Annotated in this window: 15 protein-coding genes, 1 tRNA gene and 1 pseudogene; 3 read left to right on the top strand and 14 right to left on the bottom strand. The window is 59.7% G+C overall.

What is annotated here, in order from left to right:
* Positions 1-104: 104 nt before the first annotated feature.
* From QD357_RS00855 to metG, 4 genes are read right to left on the bottom strand one after another with little or no spacing between them, the layout of a single operon-like run.
* Positions 105-596 carry a YbaK/EbsC family protein gene (locus tag QD357_RS00855; protein ID WP_107108021.1) on the bottom strand — a complete coding sequence of 164 codons (492 nt, stop codon included), beginning with the start codon at positions 594-596 and terminating at the stop codon, positions 105-107.
* The gene (locus QD357_RS00850) at positions 593-1,420 is read right to left on the bottom strand and encodes an MBL fold metallo-hydrolase (protein WP_107108022.1); all 828 of its coding nucleotides are present in this window, start codon (positions 1,418-1,420) and stop codon (positions 593-595) included. Before QD357_RS00850 ends, QD357_RS00855 begins: the two co-directional genes overlap by 4 nt.
* A gap of 4 nt (positions 1,421-1,424) precedes the next feature.
* On the bottom strand, positions 1,425-2,207 hold the full coding sequence (locus QD357_RS00845) for a TatD family hydrolase (protein WP_107108023.1): 783 nt from the start codon (positions 2,205-2,207) through the stop codon (positions 1,425-1,427).
* 8 nt (positions 2,208-2,215) lie between these two features.
* A complete protein-coding gene (gene metG / locus QD357_RS00840) occupies positions 2,216-3,769 on the bottom strand; it encodes a methionine--tRNA ligase (protein WP_107108024.1) in 1,554 nt (517 codons plus the stop codon).
* A gap of 306 nt (positions 3,770-4,075) precedes the next feature.
* Between metG and QD357_RS00835 the strand changes: the two genes are divergently transcribed.
* Entirely contained in the window at positions 4,076-4,819 is a 744-nt protein-coding gene (locus tag QD357_RS00835; protein ID WP_414124012.1) for a sulfite exporter TauE/SafE family protein, read from the top strand.
* Here QD357_RS00835 and QD357_RS00830 read toward each other — a convergent pair.
* The 6 genes and pseudogenes from QD357_RS00830 to QD357_RS00805 all read right to left on the bottom strand — a co-directional run bounded on the left by QD357_RS00830 (position 4,816) and on the right by QD357_RS00805 (position 10,975).
* Entirely contained in the window at positions 4,816-5,853 is a 1,038-nt protein-coding gene (locus QD357_RS00830; RefSeq protein ID WP_107108025.1) for a DNA polymerase III subunit delta', read from the bottom strand. The genes QD357_RS00835 and QD357_RS00830 overlap by 4 nt on opposite strands.
* Entirely contained in the window at positions 5,850-6,533 is a 684-nt protein-coding gene (gene tmk, locus QD357_RS00825; RefSeq protein ID WP_107108026.1) for a dTMP kinase, read from the bottom strand. Before tmk ends, QD357_RS00830 begins: the two co-directional genes overlap by 4 nt.
* A 153-nt stretch (positions 6,534-6,686) precedes the next feature.
* The gene (locus QD357_RS00820; protein WP_107108027.1) at positions 6,687-7,901 is read right to left on the bottom strand and encodes a D-alanyl-D-alanine carboxypeptidase family protein; all 1,215 of its coding nucleotides are present in this window, start codon (positions 7,899-7,901) and stop codon (positions 6,687-6,689) included.
* A gap of 70 nt (positions 7,902-7,971) precedes the next feature.
* Positions 7,972-9,129 (bottom strand): septal ring lytic transglycosylase RlpA family protein, encoded by a 1,158-nt coding sequence (locus QD357_RS00815; RefSeq protein WP_107108028.1) that lies wholly within the window; start codon positions 9,127-9,129, stop codon positions 7,972-7,974.
* Positions 9,130-9,484: 355 nt separating this feature from the next.
* A complete protein-coding gene (locus QD357_RS00810) occupies positions 9,485-10,357 on the bottom strand; it encodes a sigma-70 family RNA polymerase sigma factor (protein WP_107108149.1) in 873 nt (290 codons plus the stop codon).
* A pseudogene (locus tag QD357_RS00805) lies at positions 10,350-10,975 on the bottom strand (flavodoxin family protein). The gene QD357_RS00810 and the pseudogene QD357_RS00805 overlap by 8 nt, the downstream one beginning before the upstream one ends.
* Positions 10,976-11,264: 289 nt before the next feature.
* On the opposite strand from QD357_RS00805, the gene QD357_RS00800 reads away from it, so the two are divergent.
* A tRNA-Ser gene (locus QD357_RS00800) sits at positions 11,265-11,354 on the top strand.
* Between the two features lie 104 nt (positions 11,355-11,458).
* On the opposite strand, the gene QD357_RS00795 is transcribed toward QD357_RS00800, so the two are convergent.
* Entirely contained in the window at positions 11,459-11,977 is a 519-nt protein-coding gene (locus tag QD357_RS00795) for a hypothetical protein (RefSeq protein ID WP_107108030.1), read from the bottom strand.
* Positions 11,978-12,690: 713 nt separating this feature from the next.
* Between QD357_RS00795 and QD357_RS00790 the strand changes: the two genes are divergently transcribed.
* Positions 12,691-13,287, top strand: a complete 597-nt coding sequence (locus QD357_RS00790) for a DNA-3-methyladenine glycosylase (protein ID WP_107108032.1) — start codon at positions 12,691-12,693, stop codon at positions 13,285-13,287.
* A 74-nt stretch (positions 13,288-13,361) separates the two neighbouring features.
* Here QD357_RS00790 and QD357_RS00785 read toward each other — a convergent pair whose 3' ends face one another.
* The 3 genes from QD357_RS00785 to QD357_RS00775 are packed head-to-tail and all read right to left on the bottom strand — an operon-like array spanning position 13,362 to position 16,591.
* Entirely contained in the window at positions 13,362-14,903 is a 1,542-nt protein-coding gene (locus QD357_RS00785) for a DHA2 family efflux MFS transporter permease subunit (RefSeq protein ID WP_107108033.1), read from the bottom strand.
* Positions 14,896-16,134 (bottom strand): HlyD family secretion protein, encoded by a 1,239-nt coding sequence (locus QD357_RS00780; protein ID WP_107108034.1) that lies wholly within the window; start codon positions 16,132-16,134, stop codon positions 14,896-14,898. Before QD357_RS00780 ends, QD357_RS00785 begins: the two co-directional genes overlap by 8 nt.
* The gene (locus tag QD357_RS00775; RefSeq protein WP_107108035.1) at positions 16,127-16,591 is read right to left on the bottom strand and encodes a MarR family winged helix-turn-helix transcriptional regulator; all 465 of its coding nucleotides are present in this window, start codon (positions 16,589-16,591) and stop codon (positions 16,127-16,129) included. Before QD357_RS00775 ends, QD357_RS00780 begins: the two co-directional genes overlap by 8 nt.
* Positions 16,592-16,652: the final 61 nt, after the last annotated feature.

The raw sequence follows: 16,652 nt of genomic DNA, 5'->3' as shown, positions 1-16,652 counted from the left end.
AGCATGTCGCACTTGGAAATAGAATGTACCCCGCCACATCTGAAAGTCACATAAGATAGATTATGGAACTAAAATCCATGTGAAGGAGGCAAGCTAAGCTCGCCTCAAACCGCCTTTACGCGGATAATCTGGGCTCCAGTCTTCTCCGCCAAGGTTTTTGGATCGCAAGCAAAGATGCTGTCCGGCCGTCCTGCTGCGCACCACACTTGGTCGTAGCTCAACAGGCTTTCGTCGATAAAAACCGGTAGTTTCACACGATGGCCGATCGGTCCGACGCCGCCGATGGCGAAGCCGGTTTCGTCGCGAACCCGGTCGATGTCAGCGCGCTTCAGGCGCAGTCCGTAAGTGGTCGCGATATATGCTGTATCGGCATTGTGGGCGCCGGAAACAAGAAGCAGCGTCAGGCCGTGAGTCTCTGCATTGACGAAGACCAGCGATTTGACGATCTGGCCAACAGCGCAGCCGGCCGCATTGGCAGCTTCTTCCGCCGTGCGGGTCGATTGCTCCATGCGTTTGATGACGATGTCGAGGCCGAGATCGCGAGCTGCCAGTTCGACGCGCTCCAGGCTTGAAAGCTTCTTGCTGTCCTCGCTCATAGATCATCATCCTCCACATCGAGTTCGATCCGCATTTGATCGTAGGCCGGCTCGACATTGTCGGGTGTTTCAGCAAGCACGGTCGCATAGTCGAGCGGTGTGTGCATATGCGTCAGGATCGCGTGCCGTGGCTGCAGCCGTTCGATCCAGGCAAGCGATTGCTCCAGCGAGAGATGGCTCGGGTGTGGCCGGTATTGAAGCGCATCGATGATCAGGACGTCGAGGTTTTGAACTCTCTCGACAGATTCCGCCGGGAAGTCACTGATATCGCTACAATAAGCAAGGTTGCCGATGCGAAAGCCAAGCGAGTGGATGTCGCCGTGCTGCTGCTTGTGCGGCCAGAAGGTGATCGGGCCGCCCGGCCCTTCGACCGTGAAGCTTTTGTCCAGGCTTTCAATGATGATCGGCCGCACGATCGGCGGATAGTTGCTGCCTGGCGGCGTCTCCAGGCAATAGCCAAAACCCTCACTGATGCGGTCCATGGTCGGCTGATCGGCATAGATCGGAATGCGCTCATGAGAATTGTGGAAGAAGCCGCGCAGGTCGTCCAGGCCGTGGATATGGTCAGCGTGGGCGTGCGTATAGAGCACTGCGTCGATGGAGCCGACGCCGGCACGGATCATCTGCTCGCGAAAATCCGGCCCGGTATCGATGACGACAGTGGTAACGCCGCCATCCGGCGCGATCTGCTCAATCATGAAAGCAGCACGCGTACGCCGGTTTTTCGGATTCTTCGGATCGCAAGCGCCCCAATCGCCGGTGATGCGCGGCACGCCCGGCGACGACGAGCAGCCCAATATGGTGAAGCGCCGCCGATGGGTCACGCCGTCAGACCCTCGTCATCCGGGAGAAGCAGCGGAACGCATTCTCGGTGGTGACCGCAGCGATCTCGTCCATGCTGACGCCGATCGTATCCGCCAGCACCTCGGCTGTATTGACGACATAGGACGGCTCATTGCGCTTGCCGCGCCAGCGTTTGGGCGCGAGATACGGCGCATCGGTCTCGACCAGCAGCCGGTCATGCGGGATCGTCTTGGCGATCTCGCGCAACTCCTCGGATTTCGGGAAGGTGAGAATGCCGGAGAAGGAAATATAGCCGCCAAGCTCGACGCCGGTGCGGGCGAGGGCCGGGCCGGAGGAGAAACAATGCAGGATGAAGGGGAAGGCCCCCTTCCCTGTTTCGTCGGTCAGGATCGCGGCCATGTCCTCGTCGGCGCTGCGGCTGTGAATGACCAGCGGCAATTGCGTTTCGCGCGCAGCCGCGATGTGACGCAGGAAGCCGGTCTTCTGATCTTCCGGTTTCACGGTGTCGTAGAAATAGTCCAGCCCCGCCTCGCCAATCGCGATGATCTTCTCGTGCTGCTTGGCCAGCCGCACGAGATCTTCCGTCTGGATATCCAGCTCCTGATCGGCGCTGTTCGGATGCGTGCCGACCGAGCAGAAAACCGACGGATAGCGCTCGGTGAGTGCCAGCAATCCATCGAGCTTCCTGACCTTGGTCGAGATGGTGACCATCTGCTTGACGCCAACCTCATGGGCGCGCGCAACGATCGCGTCGCGTTCCTCCTCGAAGTCGGCAAAATCCAGATGGCAATGCGTATCGATCAGCATGGAAAACCTTATTCGGCAGTCGGCGCGACGTAGCGCGGGAAGACCGGTTTCGGGGCTTCTAGCGGCGTTCCGGCAACAAGACGTCCGGCCTCGCCGAGTGCGGCGAAATCGCGCTTATCGGCAGGAATGGCGATCAGATCCAGCAGCTTGGCCGAAGACTCTGGCATGAAGGACTGCAGGAGAATGCCGATCTGGCGCACGACATCGGCGGTGACGTAGAGCACGGTCGCCATGCGGGCCGGATCGGTCTTCTTCAGCGCCCACGGCTCCTGGCCAGCGAAATAGCGGTCGCTTTCGGAGACGACGGCGATGATCGAAGCCAGAGCGCGATGGATGAGCTGCTTGCCCATGTCTTCGCGGGTCGACGCCAGCAGTGCATCGGCCTGCGCCAGCAATGCCTTGTCCTCGTCGGTCAGCTCTCCGCATTCCGGGATCTTGCCGTCGCAATTCTTGACGATCATCGACAGCGAGCGGCTGGCGAGATTGCCGATACCGTTGGCGAGATCGGAGTTGATGCGCGTGCCGATCGCCTCTTCGCTGTAGCTGCCGTCCTGGCCGAAGGAAACTTCGCGCAGGAAGAAATAGCGCACCTGGTCGAGGCCGAAATGGTTCACCAGATTGACCGGATCGACGACATTGCCGAGCGACTTCGACATCTTCTCGCCCTTGTTGAGCAGGAAGCCATGGGCATAGACGCGCTTCGGTAGCGGCAGCTTCGCTGACATCAGGAAAGCCGGCCAGTAGACGGCGTGGAATCTGATGATGTCCTTGCCGATGATGTGAACATCGGCCGGCCAGTATTTCGCCCGCGGATTGTTCCGGTCCTCGATATAGCCGGTCGCCGTGATGTAGTTCGTCAGCGCATCGACCCAGACATACATGACGTGAGCCGGGTCGTTCGGGACCTTGATGCCCCAGTCGAACGTCGTACGCGAGATCGACAGGTCTTTGAGGCCTGATTTGACGAAAGAGATCACCTCATTGCGGCGTTCGGCCGGCCCGATGAAATCCGGGTTCTCCTCGTAGTGCTTCAGCAAGCGGTCCTGGTATTCCGAGAGCTTGAAGAAATAGCTTTCCTCCTGCACCCATTCGACCGGCGTGCCTTGAGGCCCATAGCGCACGCCGTCGGCGCGCAGCTCGGTTTCGTTTTCCTGGTAATAGGCTTCGTCCCGCACCGAATACCAGCCCGCATAGGAATCCTTGTAGATGTCGCCGGCGTCGGCCATCAGGTTCCAGATGTTCTGCGAGGTCTCGTGGTGGCGGGCCTGTGTGGTGCGGATGAAGTCGTCGTTGGACGCGTTCAGCAGCTTGCCCATCGCCTGGAATTCATCGGAATTGCGATCGGCTAGCTGCTGCGGCGTCAGGCCTTCGGCGCGCGCCGTCTGCTGCATCTTCTGGCCGTGTTCGTCCGTGCCGGTCAGGAAAAACACATCACGCCCGTCCAGCCGCTGGAAACGCGCCATGGCGTCGGTGGCAATCAGCTCGTAGGCATGGCCGATATGCGGCTTGCCGTTGGGGTAAGCGATCGCGGTGGTGATGTAGAACGGGGTCTTTTCGGTCATATCAGGCAATGGTCCGGTTTACGGTTTCGTCATTGTTATTCTTGCTCTCGCTCGCTTTAGCGCATGTTTGCCGGGAGCGAAACATCAAGTTTCGCGCACGCAGCATTCCTTGCTTTGTGGGCGTCTCTCGCTTGACTCGATCTCACCTCGGCTTTACCCCTTCAGAAAACCAAAGAGCAGGACAGGGGCCGTCGTGAATTCCATTTTCATTTTTAGCAGCCCGTCCAACGGCTTGAAAGGGCCGTGGCTTTGAGTTTTCCTGCGTCGTTCCAACCCCTCTATTCTTTTTCCGGCTTCTTCGTCGGCATGCTGGTGGGCATCACCGGTGTCGGCGGCGGGTCGTTGATGACGCCGTTGCTGGTCCTGTTGTTCGGCGTGCATCCGGCTACTGCCGTTGGAACCGATCTTCTTTATGCCGCGATCACCAAGACCGCCGGCACTGCGGTTCACGGCATTCACGGGCGGGTGAACTGGAAAGTAGTGGGCTTGCTCGCCTCGGGAAGCGTGCCCGCTGCGCTCGCGATGCTGTGGATCATGGCTGGCGTCAATCGCGAGAGCCCAGCGGTTGCCCATGCGATCACCGTGTCCCTGGGCTGTCTCCTGTTTCTGACGTCATTGATGCTGATCTTTCGCGGCCAGGTGCTGAGCGCTATCCGGAAATGGCGGGGCGAGCGCGGGACGCTGACGCCCCGCACCGTCGCGCTGCTGACGCTCGTCCTTGGTCTTATGCTCGGCACGCTCGTCACCATGACATCCGTCGGCGCCGGCGCGCTCGGCGTCACCGTGCTGCTGGTGCTCTATCCGCACCTCGATGTGCGCGAGATCGTCGGCTCGGACATCGTCCACGCCGTGCCGCTGACCTTGATCGGCGGCATGGGCTACTGGTTCATCGGCGAGATCAACTGGACGATGTTGTTCGCACTGCTGCTTGGCTCGATTCCCGGCATCGTCGCAGGCAGCCTGCTGGCGCCGCGCCTGCACGAGCGGCTGATCCGGATGGTTCTAGCCGTCACCTTGATGATCGTTGCCTGGAAACTACTCTTTCCTTAAGCGGAAAGCTGCTGCTTCAGATCGCCGAGAATAGTGATGATCGTTTGCTTGCGGTCGAGGTTATAAGCCTGTGATACGGTAAGCCGCTCGGTGACATCGGCATAGAGCCGGGCAAGTCTTTCGGCCACGGTGAGGTGTCCCTCCAGAGCAGCCGCCCTCGCCCGGGCCATGATGTCGTCGCCGATATGGGACACGAAGAAGCCGAAGATCGTGTCGCTTTCCTTCGCCGAAAGGGCGTCGGCGAGGCGATGCATTGCCCGGCGTGCCGCAGGACCATCCGTCGAGATGACCTGCTCATAGGCCGCGACGATCTCGCCGCCGCCATAGTTCAGCAATTTCAGGGCTTCGCTGACGCTCCCCTTGGCCGCAGCAAGCAAATCCGCGCCCTGCCCCGGTGACAAGCCAATACCGAGATGTGCCAGCGCCTTCCCCAAAGCATCGTCGCTCAGCGGCGCCAGTTTTAGCGGTAGGCAGCGCGAGCGGATGGTCGGCAGCAGCTTGCCCGGCGCATGCGACAGTACCAGGAACAGCGCCCGCTTCGGCGGCTCCTCGAGGATCTTCAAGATGGCATTGGCAGCGCTGCGATTGAGATCGTCGGCCGGATCGATGATGACGATGCGCCAATTGCCGGTGCCGGAGGTCTGTGAAAAGAACTTGCCGGCACGGCGCACCTCATCAACGGTGATCGCGGACTTTACCTTGCCGGTCTTGTCGTCGACCGGACGGGCAAGATGCAGCAGGTTGTGCGAGGCTCCGCCGGAAATCTGCCGGCTGATAGCGGAAGCCGGGTCTGGGTCGCCGATCGTCTCGGGCGCCGTGGCAGGATCGGGGTAAGACAGGACATGATTGGCAAAGCGAAAGGCGAGCGTTGCCTTGCCGATGCCTTCCGATCCCTCGATCAGAACGGCATGGTGACCCTTGCCCGAGCGATAGGATTGCGCCAGGAAGGCTTCGGCCTCCTCATGGCCGAAGAGACGCGTGTTATCCTGCGGCGCAATCGCACCGTCGAGAACGCCTGGCCGCTCTTCGCTCATTGCGCCACTTCCGGTCTGACGGCTGGCATACCGTCTGCTGATGTCAGCCGCTCTTCGACGATGCTGGCAATTTCATCGGCAATGTCATTTTCGGAGCGCTGCGCATCGATGACGTGACAGCGGCCGGGGTCGCGCGCTGCTATGTCGAGAAAGGCCTCGCGGCGCTTCTCATGCGTCTGCATTTCCTCTTTCTCGAAACGATCCGGTGCAGCGCTTGCCGAAGCACGCTTGCGGGCACGCTCCAGGCCGATCTTGGCGGGAATATCAAGGATCAGCGTGCAGTCCGGCACCACGCCGTTGACCGCGACGCGTTGCAGAGCCTCGATGAAATCAGGTTCGAGATTGCCGGTAACGCCTTGATAGACGCGCGAGGAATCCATGAAGCGATCGCAAAGTACGATCGTACCGCGCGCGAGCGCAGGGCGGATGACCTCTTCGACGTGATCGTTGCGCGCGGCGGCAAACAGGATCGCCTCCATGCGCGTGCCGAACATTTCCGCTGCACCCGAAAGCAGGACATGCCGCACCGCCTCCGCACCCGGCGAGCCGCCCGGTTCCCGCGTCACCAGCACGTCATGACCGAGCCCGCGCAACCGTTCCGCCAGGCGGCGAATCTGGGTCGATTTGCCTGCCCCTTCCCCGCCTTCAAAGCTCACGAACAATCCGGTTGCATCAGCCAATGATCATGTCCTGCACTTGTTTTCCGCATTTTTGCCGTAGCGTGACCTGTGCCCTGTTTAACCCAAGATGTTCGCCGGCGAAACCACGCAAACTATCCGAGCCTGACATTCTATATAGGCTGTAAACAAGGGATTTCACAGGACGGGAAACAATCAAGTCGGCGTCGGCGTGTCCCAAAGCCAGGAGAACAGCAGCGATTCCGTCAGCTCCATGAAGGCATCGAAGGCGCGGCTGCTGAGCGTCCCCTGGGCGACTGCATCTTTTGTATAGAGCGGCAATTCGCGCAACAGCCGCGCGCCGGAAAAGACGCGAAGCGTGCCCGCTTCGTAGCCGGCTGCGACGGGCGCCGTCAGCGGCCAGCGATAGACGATGCGGGCCGACAGGCGGTCGGGATTGTTGAGCGGCACATAGACATCGACCGGGACCTTGGCGAGCAGGCCGACCGTCGACTGCGCGCCACCATAGACGCTGGCATCGCCGATCACCTCGCCATCGGCAAAGATGCGCTGGCTCTTGAAGTTGCTGAGGCCCCATTCCAGCACGCGGCGGGTTTCCTCGGTGCGTTCCTTGTCCGATTTCAGGCCGCCAAGCGCCAGGAACAGCCGCCGGCCGTCGCGCTGGATGGAAGCGACGATCGAATAGCCCTCGCCCTCCGTAAAGCCGGTGCCGAGGCCGTCGACGCCGATATTCAGCAAGAGCAGCGGATTGCGGTTGCGCTGGTAGATCCTGTTCCAGGTAAAATCCGCCTGGCCGAGGTATTTGTAGAGATCGGCGTGTTTCTGCTGCAGGTCCTGCGCCAGCGTCACCAGTTCGTGTACGGAGACCTTGCTGCCGCCATTGGGATCGTCAGGATCCGGAAGACCGGTGGAATTGGTGAAGACCGCTTTCGGCATGCCGATCTCGCGCGCATGCGCCGTCATGCGCCGGGCGAATTCCGTTTCATTCACGGAAATGCCTTCGGCAAGGATCATGCAGCCGTCATTGGCCTGCTGCACGGCGACACCCTGGATCAGGTCGCCGACACGCACGCGCGATTTCAGCGCTGCGAACATGGTCGATGCGCGCGACGGTGCGCCACCCTTGCGCCAGGCATTTTCGGAAACGGGATATTCCGTATCGAGCGAAATCTCCCCTCGCCCGACAGCATCGAAGATAACATCGAGGGTCATCAGCTTGGCAAGCGAGGCCGGGGAAATCGGTTGATTCTCATCCTTGGCGAGCAGGATCGTGCCGGTGGAGGCTTCGATCATGAAGGCCTGTGCGGCCTTGGTGTCGAAAGCGGGCGCCGGTGCCTGTTGCGCGACGGCTGGCAGGCACTCAATTCCGATAAGGAAGAAGGAAAACGCGAAAAAGAGGCGTCTTAGCATGCCGGCTCCCCAATCCGATCGACCCCAAAATCATATTAGCCAGGGGTGAAGATTCAGGCAATGACGCCGATCATTCGACTTGCGTTTGAGCTTGATGCTGACGGTGATAGGCGGAGAGGATCGATTCCTGCGTCAGCCCGTCATTGCGCACCATGACAGCATCGAAAGCGAGATCGACATAGACTGTCTTGACCGGTGCGTCCTGATAGGCAGCGAGTGACGACGGCGCATCGAGGCTCGCCATGCCCGGTGCGAAATCCGGACGCTCATAGGGAACGGGGCCGATCTGCGGCAGAACGACCATCGTCGGCTCGACGGGATCAACCGACGGCATGGCGCCGCCGTTCCAGGTCATCGGCGGCGGATTGTTGCGCTTGTTACCGTTGTAGGAGGTCGGCGTCGAGCCGGCAAAGGCGGTCGCGGAATAAGGCGACTGCCGCAGGATCGGCGCGAGCGATGGCGCGGTGTTGAAGCTGCGCTGCTGGCGGTTCGGTCGGCGGACACTATCGGAATCAGGCAGTTGATCGGCGGTAATGCCGCCATTCGAAGCGACCATCACGCCCGTTGCGATCTGGCCGCCGGGATTGATGCTCGGCAGGCGCGAGCCCTTCGGAATGTAGGAGGCCATCAGATAGGGGTCGTCATGGCCGTCCATGCGGGCGCGGCCGACATATTGCACGCGCACGTCGCCGGTGCCGCTGTGTTGAAGGTCGAGCATCTGCGCCGTCTTATTGGAAAGATCGATGATGCGGCCAGGATGATAAGGCCCGCGATCGTTCACACGCACGATGATGGAGGAACCGGTTTCGACGTTGGTGACGCGCGCATAGCTCGGCAGCGGAAAGGTCGGATGCGCGGCGGTGAGCGCCTGCTGGTCGTAGACCTCGCCGTTTGCGGTCAGGCGTCCGTGAAAGGCCGAGCCATACCAGGAAGCGATACCGACCTTGTTATAGGCATAGTCTTCCTTGGGATAATACCACTGGCCCTTGACCTGGTAGGGATTGCCGACCATGAACCGGCCGCCGCCCTTCGGGATCGGTCCGTTGAAGGCAACCCGCGGGCTCGCCTTAACGCCGTATTCTTTTTCAGAGAAATATTCTTTGCCGTGCTGACGCTTCGTCGCAACCTGCTGGGAGGTTCCGCAGGCGGAAACGGTGGCGCACATCAGAGAGAGAGCAAACCAACGCATACCCGTTGCGTATGTCACCGCACGATTCTCGAATTTCATCTGTCCCACGCCGTTAATCAAATTACTATGGCAAGGCATGCACCGGCATATCCCTCAACCGGTTTCCTGCTACGCCTCAATCACCTAACGGTACTTTAATCATGATTGCATGTTGTCGAATTTGCGATCGGATTTAAGCGGAAACGGATATTTCTGAAGATTATGGTTAATGAATGACTAAAATTGGCTAAGCTGAAGTAGTGGCGCTGAGTGTATTTCCAGTCCACTGATGGCTTCCCCGGATCGCGACAGACGCGATCGGATTGCTATTGCACTCGGCATATTTGGGGGCAGTTCTTTCAGGCGCCTGTCTCAAGACGCATCAGTATTTTGTCGTGATAGATATCGCCAACTATCAGTGTGGCATCGCGCCGATAGCATGCCGCAGCTTGTCCGGATTGCGCGTGCAGTAGATGGCAACGACCTTTTTCTGCTCTATGTGCAGCGCGGTCGTCTGCACGACATTGCCGCCTTCCACCGTTACGAAACCTGGTAAGCCATCGATGACGGTATAGTGGATCAGTTGTGAGGGTTGCGCCCGGAAAATTCGTGCCAACTGCTCATGAAGCAGCATGACGGCTGTGAGCCCGATGTGTGGCCGCCGCGACGTCGCCACCTTGCCGCCACCGTCGGCATAGACAACGACATCCTCGGAAAGCAAGGCTTGAAGGGCTGCCATGTCTCCCGTTCTCGACGCAGTGAAGAAGGCGGTGGCAAGCTTGAGCCCCTGCTCCTTGTCGACGGCAAAACGAGGCCGGGCCTCAGCGACATGCGCCCTCGCCCGGCTTGCAAGCTTGCGGCAAGTGGCAGCTTCGCGACCGATTGCTGAGGAGACGTCGTCGAAATCCATGCCGAACACGTCATGCAGGAGAAAGGCGGCACGCTCCAGAGGTGAAAGACGCTCCAGCGCTAGCATCAGGGGCAAGGTTATGTCATCGGCCGCATCGCCGTCCTCCGGATCGAAGATCGGTTCGGGCAGCCAGGACCCCACATAGGACTCCCGGCGACGGCGAGCGGATTTCAACTCGTTCAGACAAAGCCTGGTGACGATGGTCCGAAGGAATGCCGCCGGTTCGCGAACGGAGGCATGATCGGTCCCAAGCCAGCGCAGCCAAGCATTCTGCACGATATCCTCCGCGTCCGCGACGGATCCGAGCATCCTATAGGCAAGCCGGACGAGGCGCGGGCGCTGTTCGGAAAAGATCGGATCGGAAGGCGCCTCAGTCATGGGCGGCAAGAGCGTATTGGAGCGGGGCGGCTTGGCGGCCACGAACGAACTGCAGCGTCGTCACAACGCCACACGCCGCCCAAGATAGCGCGCAGTCGCGAGATCGGATGCTGGCGGCGCGGTCTCCGGGCCTTCATCCGTGTTCGCCTGTGCCGCCGCACCGAGCCAGAAACCGAGACGGTTCATGTCCTCTTCGGAGCCGGTTGAGGAGCAGTTCGCCGGCGGAAGATCGAGGCCGACCCAATGCATTCCGTGCTGCGCCGCAAAGATCATCATCTGAATCAACGTCGAAAGCTTGTCACCGGATCGTGACCCGGAGGTGGTGAAGCCAGCCGCGATCTTGTCCTTCCACAGATAGCCGCTGGCGAGAACGGCATGCGATGTTGCCTCCTGGAAAGCTTTGAACGACGCGGAGACTGAGCCCATATAGGTCGGCGACCCAAAGATGATCGCCTGCGCCGCATTGAGATCATCCCAGTGGCGCTCCACCTTGTCCACACTCAGCAGAAGGGCCTCCATCCCCTCGACCTGCTCAACACCCGCCGTCACGGCTTCGGCCTGACGGCCCGTATGCCCGTAGCCGCTATGATAGACGATTGCGATACGCTGGCGGATCATTGTTTTCTCCTTCGAAAATGGTGTTGCGAAGGACATGACAAGGTAGGGGGCTGATTGTGACATGGTCAGGTGTTTTTTGACGGTCGTCGGCTGTCCTCATCATGACACCTTGGATTCTCTGTTCGCATGTTTTGCCGGGAATGCAGGCTGATGCAGCCGAACAAGTTGACGCGGCGTTGCAAGTCGCTATAAGCGCAAATCGGAAACTGAAGTAGCTGCGACGCGCGTAATCAATCACGGCGGCAGCACTTGATATTAGAAGAATAAAATCCTTTAATATCAAACTGATGGAAGAGTGTCCGAGTGGTTTAAGGAACCGGTCTTGAAAACCGGCGTGCGGGAAACCGTACCGTGGGTTCGAATCCCACCTCTTCCGCCAAAAGCCCAATCTATCAATCGTGGATCACGAGGCATCTTACTTATCCGGTTGGGCCGGTTTCAGATGCCTAGTTTGGCTGGGGCTTTGACAGCCATACACATTTATTATTTTGCATTGAACTGCTTTTGGAACGTCGTGAGCGCATCGCGATTTTGGTTGCTCAACTGAACGCTCTGATCACTTTTCTTAAGGAGATCTTCAAAAAATGTAGGTTGGCTGTATTTTCCCCAGTCGAATTTTACTGGTGGCTTAGCTCCCCCGTCTTGGGGGGCTGGATTTTGCGACGTCTGACCACCCGCTTCCAGCCTATTAAGTCGCTCATTTGCAACTTTTAAGGCTTCCGTGGTCTGCTTTATCGTTTCATTAGCTTGTATGTTGTCCTCAGCCAATTTTTTAACTTGACTAGCAAGATCAGCAGTCTCATCGCGCCGGGTATATTTGAGGCCACCATTAGACCATTCAAAATTGGAGACTGATGGAAGAAGCATCAGCGCAGCGCCCGCAGCCAGCACCATAGCGTGGCCGGAAGAAACTTCTCTACCTTGAAAGATCAAAATAAGCGTGATCGCTACGATGACTATGCCTGACAATGAGGCAATATTATCAGATGTGAAGATGCCCATCACGACTACTCCCCCAAAGTTGTGAACATAGATAATGCCTCAACGATAGGAAAAGTAAATTGGTGGAGTACCAGCTCAAATTCCGCACATTTTCCATATGGCGTAACGGAAACCGGCAGGCTTGATGAAGTGAGTTTCTTTCCACTACTGAGCAATTTTTGGCCCGTCGCCAGCATTTTCCCTGCACGCGTTGGCGCGTCTAAGGTGTTGACGCTCAAGCAGAAGAACTCTGCGTCCAACGAATTCGCTCACGCAGATGGTGCCGCTATCTCCTTGGTTCGCCGCCGGGCGCATAGTGAGATTTCTGCTTGAACGGGAAGACGCTGCCACAGCGGCAGCGGATCATGTATTTCGCCGGATCGTTCGATTTGCGTTCGTCGGAAAAGCCCGACGGCATTTCGTCCACGAGAAAACCGGGGTTCTCGCGGCGGGGATTGTCATCCTCCGAGACCTCGGCAAAGCCGTTATTGCCACAACGAGAGCATTCGAGCTTTCTTGAATATCGATCCCGCGCAGCCATTTTCTTCCAGTCCGAGTCTCACACGCCCCTTCCCTATCAGAGAACATTTCGTTTCTGAACCCGCATAAAGAAATGATACAGATCGATGCGATGAAACCCATCCGGCCATGATCTCCGCGACAAAATTCCCGAGATGTGAGAGCCTTGCACACAAGACTCGGCATCGAATAACCAACGGACGCCGCCCTCGCCTATGACGCCCAGCGATCAGCCCCTATCAATCGGCCCCAAGCCTCTGACTGGCCCTGCCCTCACAGCCTTCTTTTCCCGCGACGCAACTATCATTGCGTCCGAGCTGATCGGCACTCGTCTCACCGTTGCCGGCGCCGGCGGTCGCATCGTCGAGACAGAGGCCTATCGGCCTGATGACGAGGCATCCCATAGCTTTCGCGGGCCGACGGCGCGCACGGCGGCGATGTTCGGTCCGGCGGGGCGTGTCTATATCTACCGGTCATACGGCATTCACTGGTGCCTGAATTTCGTCTGCGCAGGTGCCAGCGCCGTACTCATCCGTGCGTTGGAGCCGGAGAGCGGCATTGAGGACATGGTCCGGCGGCGCGGTGTTGCCGACTTCGTCGATCTCTGCAACGGGCCGGGAAAGCTGACGCAGGCCTTGGGCGTGGATATCAGCCTGAACGGGCTGGCGCTGGATGCGGCACCCTTCGAATTCGCCTTGGCCGAACCGATACCGGTGGTGGCCGGCAAGCGGATCGGGATTACGAAAAACATCGAGCCGCTATGGCGCTTCGGCGCCGCCGGCTCGCGCTTCGTTAGCCGCCGCTTTCCTTAAAAAAGAAAAAGGACCGCCGGGGTGGTGCCCGGCGGCCCATGCTGCCGCGCAGTGAAACTGGAAAGACTGCGCGGTTACTCCATCGCGATGCTGTGGTCGACGGCCGGCGGCGCCTTGGGCTTGCGCAGCAGCACAAGCAGCGGCATGGCGCAGATCGACATCAGCATCAGCAATTTGAAATCGTCCATATAGGCTATGATCGTCGCCTGCGTGGTGATCACGCCGTCGAGCGCGGCGCGACCTGCCAACGTGACCGGGCTGACGGCCTGAGCGACCGTCGCATCGAAAGCATGGTTGAACGGCGTTACATAGGCGGCGATCGATTCGTGATTGACCTGGGTATTCTCGGTGATCAGCGCCGAGACGACGGAGATGCCCACGCTCGAGCCGATATTACGCGAAAGATTGTAGAGGCCGGTCCCCTCGCCGCGCATATGAGCCGGCAGCGTCGCAAAGGCGATCGTCGTGAGCGGCACGAAGAGGAAGCCGAGGCCCGCGCCCTGGACGAAGCCGACCGAAATCAGCGTCCATTGCGAGACATCGGGCGTCCAGCCGGTCATGTCGTACATCGCCCATGCGGTCAGGGCGAGGCCGAAGAACAGCAGCCAGCGCGTATCCACCTTGCCGATCAGCCGCCCGACGACGAACATGCACAGCATCGTGCCGAGGCCGCGCGGCCCCATGACGATGCCGGCTGTCACGACTGGGTAGCCCATCAATGTCTGCAGATAGGGCGTCATCAGCGCCAGCGATGCCAGATAGGTGACGCCGACGATGAAGATGAACAGCATGCTGACGGCGAAATTCTGGTCCAGGAACAATCGCGGGTTCACGAAGGACCGCTCCGCCGTGAACGTGTGCACCAGGAAGAGATAGAAGGCCGCGGCGCAAACCAGAGCCTCGACGATGATTTCGCCTGAATAGAACCAATCGAGCTGCTCGCCGCGATCCAGGAAAAGCTGCAGGGCGCCGATGGCGACCGACAGCATGCTGAAGCCGAATATATCGAGCTTGGCGAGCGCGTCGAACTTGGTTTCCGTCACATAGATGACGATGCCGGCAAAGGCGAGCGCGCCGATCGGCACGTTGATGTAGAACACCCATCGCCAGCTCATATTGTCCGTCAGCCAGCCGCCGATAACAGGCCCGAGCACCGGGCCGACCATGACCGAGACGCCGAACAATGCCATGGCCTTGCCGCGCTCCTCGACATTGTAGATGTCGAGGAGAATACCCTGCGACAGCGGCACGAGTGCCGCACCGAACAGGCCCTGCAGCAGGCGGAAGCCGACGATCTGGTTCAGCGATTGCGCCAGGCCGCAGAGAACGGAGGCGACGACGAAGCCAGCGATCGCAACCAGCAGCACGCGCTTGCGCCCGAACTTTGCCGACAAGAAGCCGGATGGCGGCGTCATGATGGCGGCGGCAACGATATAGGAGGTCAGAACCCAGTTGATCTGATCGGCGCTTGCCGAAACGTCACCCTGTATATGGGGCAGAGCAACGTTGGCGATAGTGGTGTCCAGCGCCTGCATGATGACCGCCAGGATGACGCAGGCGGTGATCGCGCCGCGATTGGCGATCGGGCCGGAGGGTGAAGCCGCGGCGTTACTCATGGTCCTGACCGCGGGATTGACCCAACAGGTTTGCAACGAAGTCCGGCAGGCCGCGGGCATGACCGGTATCCACATCGGCGACGACGCTCATGCCGACGCGCAACGGCGGCTTGCCCTGCATATCGTCAATGCTGACGATCATCGGAATGCGCTGCACGACCTTGACCCAGTTGCCGGTAGTGTTCTGCGCCGGCAGCAGCGAGAAGCTCGAGCCCGAGGCCGGCGAGATGCTGGCGACGGTGCCCTTCCAAGTTACGCCCGGATAGGCATCGACCGAGATCGAGACCTTCTGGCCGGGCCGGACATGCGTGAGCTCGGTTTCTTTCGGGCTGGCGTTGATCCACATATGGGTGGTGGAAACCAGCGAGAAGCCCTGCTGCGCAGCCGTCAAATAGGCGCCGACCTGAAGCGACGGAACATTGGCGGTGATGCCGTCGAATGGCGCGCGCACGACCGTGTCGTCGAGCTCGCGCTGCGCATTGTCGACGGCCGCCTTGGCCTGCAGGTAGACCGGATTTTGTTCCACCGGCTGGTCGGCATTGCCGCCGAGCTGCGCGAGTGTGGTTGCCGCCTGTGCCTGGGCGACGGAGACCTTTTGCTGGGCCGCATCGAGATTGTGCTTGGCCTGGTCATAGGCCGCCTTGGAGGCGACCGAGCTGTTGATCAGGTTCTGCTGGCGGTCATATTCGGTCTGGTAATAGGGAATGTCGGCCTGCGCCTGGGCGATTTCCGCCAGCGACTGCTTGTAGCTCGCCTGCAGGTTCAGGATCTGGTTGCGGGCAGTGCCGAGCTGCGCCTCAGCGCCGTCCAAGGCAATACGGAAGGAATCGGGCTTCAGGCGGAAGAGCACCTGCCCCTTCTTCACCGTCTCGTTTTCATGCACGTCGACCGAAATCACCGTGCCGGAAACATCGGTCGAAACACCGACCATATCGGCCTGAATATAGGCATTGTCGGTGGACATGATCTGCCCGCCGGTGACGTAGTAATAGCCGCCGATGACAAGGGCGACCGGCAGCATCGCGAAGAGGATCGGCCGTGTCGGGCTGCGGCGCTTGCGCGGCTTCTCAGGGGGAGCAACTGGAACGGCGGCACCGGCAGCAGCGGGCGCCGGCGCCGGATTGGAAGACGGCGCCTCGGCGACGGCGGCTTGGTTCTGCCCGATTGCGGTCTGTTCGTTAGCGGAATTTGCGTTCGCGGGTACGCGAAGCGAAGAGGATGCATCAGCCATGATTTGTCTCTTTGTCGCCCACCGTCATGCGGCAGGCCTGGACGAGGTTCGATTTCATAACGGTGAGCAACTGATAAAGGCGCTCATGATCTTCGGCAGAGACCCCATCCAGGGCCTCCTTGCGGGTTTGGTCGCCCATGCTGCGCATGGTGTCGAGCAGCGGCCGCGCTTCCTCGCGCAGGTAAAGCAGCCAGCTTCGGCGATCGTTCGGATGCTGACGGCGCTCGACCAGGCCGCGCTCGCCCAACTTGTCGAGAATTCGCACCAAGGTGATCGGCTCGATTTCCAACATCTCGGCAAGACCCGCCTGATGGATCCCCTCATTGTTCGAGAGATAGGCGAGCGTTTGCCACTGCGAACGCGTCAATCCCATATCCTTCGCGCGCTGCTCGAACCGCTTGCGAAGAAGCCGGGCAACGTCATGCAGGAGAAAGCCGAGAGTGGGTGTCGCATTCATGATATAAGAAGCCTGCTATTCATAAGCAACCTTATAATGCTTGCTACGTATAGTAAGTGAC

The sequence above is a fragment of the Rhizobium sp. BR 317 genome, from assembly GCF_047445835.1.
Lineage (GTDB): Bacteria > Pseudomonadota > Alphaproteobacteria > Rhizobiales > Rhizobiaceae > Rhizobium > Rhizobium paranaense.
Note: the sequence above shows the minus strand (reverse complement) of the source record. Positions and strands in the feature narration are given on the sequence as shown.

Coding starts and splice junctions, on each gene's coding strand:
- QD357_RS00830 (WP_107108025.1), bottom strand. CDS start 5,853: ATGAGCGAAGAGCGGCCAGGCGTTCTCGACGGTGCGATTGCGCCGCAG.
- QD357_RS00810 (WP_107108149.1), bottom strand. CDS start 10,357: ATGACTGAGGCGCCTTCCGATCCGATCTTTTCCGAACAGCGCCCGCGC.
- QD357_RS00780 (WP_107108034.1), bottom strand. CDS start 16,134: ATGGCTGATGCATCCTCTTCGCTTCGCGTACCCGCGAACGCAAATTCC.
- QD357_RS00775 (WP_107108035.1), bottom strand. CDS start 16,591: ATGAATGCGACACCCACTCTCGGCTTTCTCCTGCATGACGTTGCCCGG.
- QD357_RS00820 (WP_107108027.1), bottom strand. CDS start 7,901: ATGCTAAGACGCCTCTTTTTCGCGTTTTCCTTCTTCCTTATCGGAATT.
- QD357_RS00845 (WP_107108023.1), bottom strand. CDS start 2,207: ATGCTGATCGATACGCATTGCCATCTGGATTTTGCCGACTTCGAGGAG.
- QD357_RS00795 (WP_107108030.1), bottom strand. CDS start 11,977: ATGGGCATCTTCACATCTGATAATATTGCCTCATTGTCAGGCATAGTC.
- QD357_RS00790 (WP_107108032.1), top strand. CDS start 12,691: ATGACGCCCAGCGATCAGCCCCTATCAATCGGCCCCAAGCCTCTGACT.
- QD357_RS00835 (WP_414124012.1), top strand. CDS start 4,076: ATGCTGGTGGGCATCACCGGTGTCGGCGGCGGGTCGTTGATGACGCCG.
- QD357_RS00815 (WP_107108028.1), bottom strand. CDS start 9,129: ATGAAATTCGAGAATCGTGCGGTGACATACGCAACGGGTATGCGTTGG.
- metG (WP_107108024.1), bottom strand. CDS start 3,769: ATGACCGAAAAGACCCCGTTCTACATCACCACCGCGATCGCTTACCCC.
- QD357_RS00785 (WP_107108033.1), bottom strand. CDS start 14,903: ATGAGTAACGCCGCGGCTTCACCCTCCGGCCCGATCGCCAATCGCGGC.
- QD357_RS00855 (WP_107108021.1), bottom strand. CDS start 596: ATGAGCGAGGACAGCAAGAAGCTTTCAAGCCTGGAGCGCGTCGAACTG.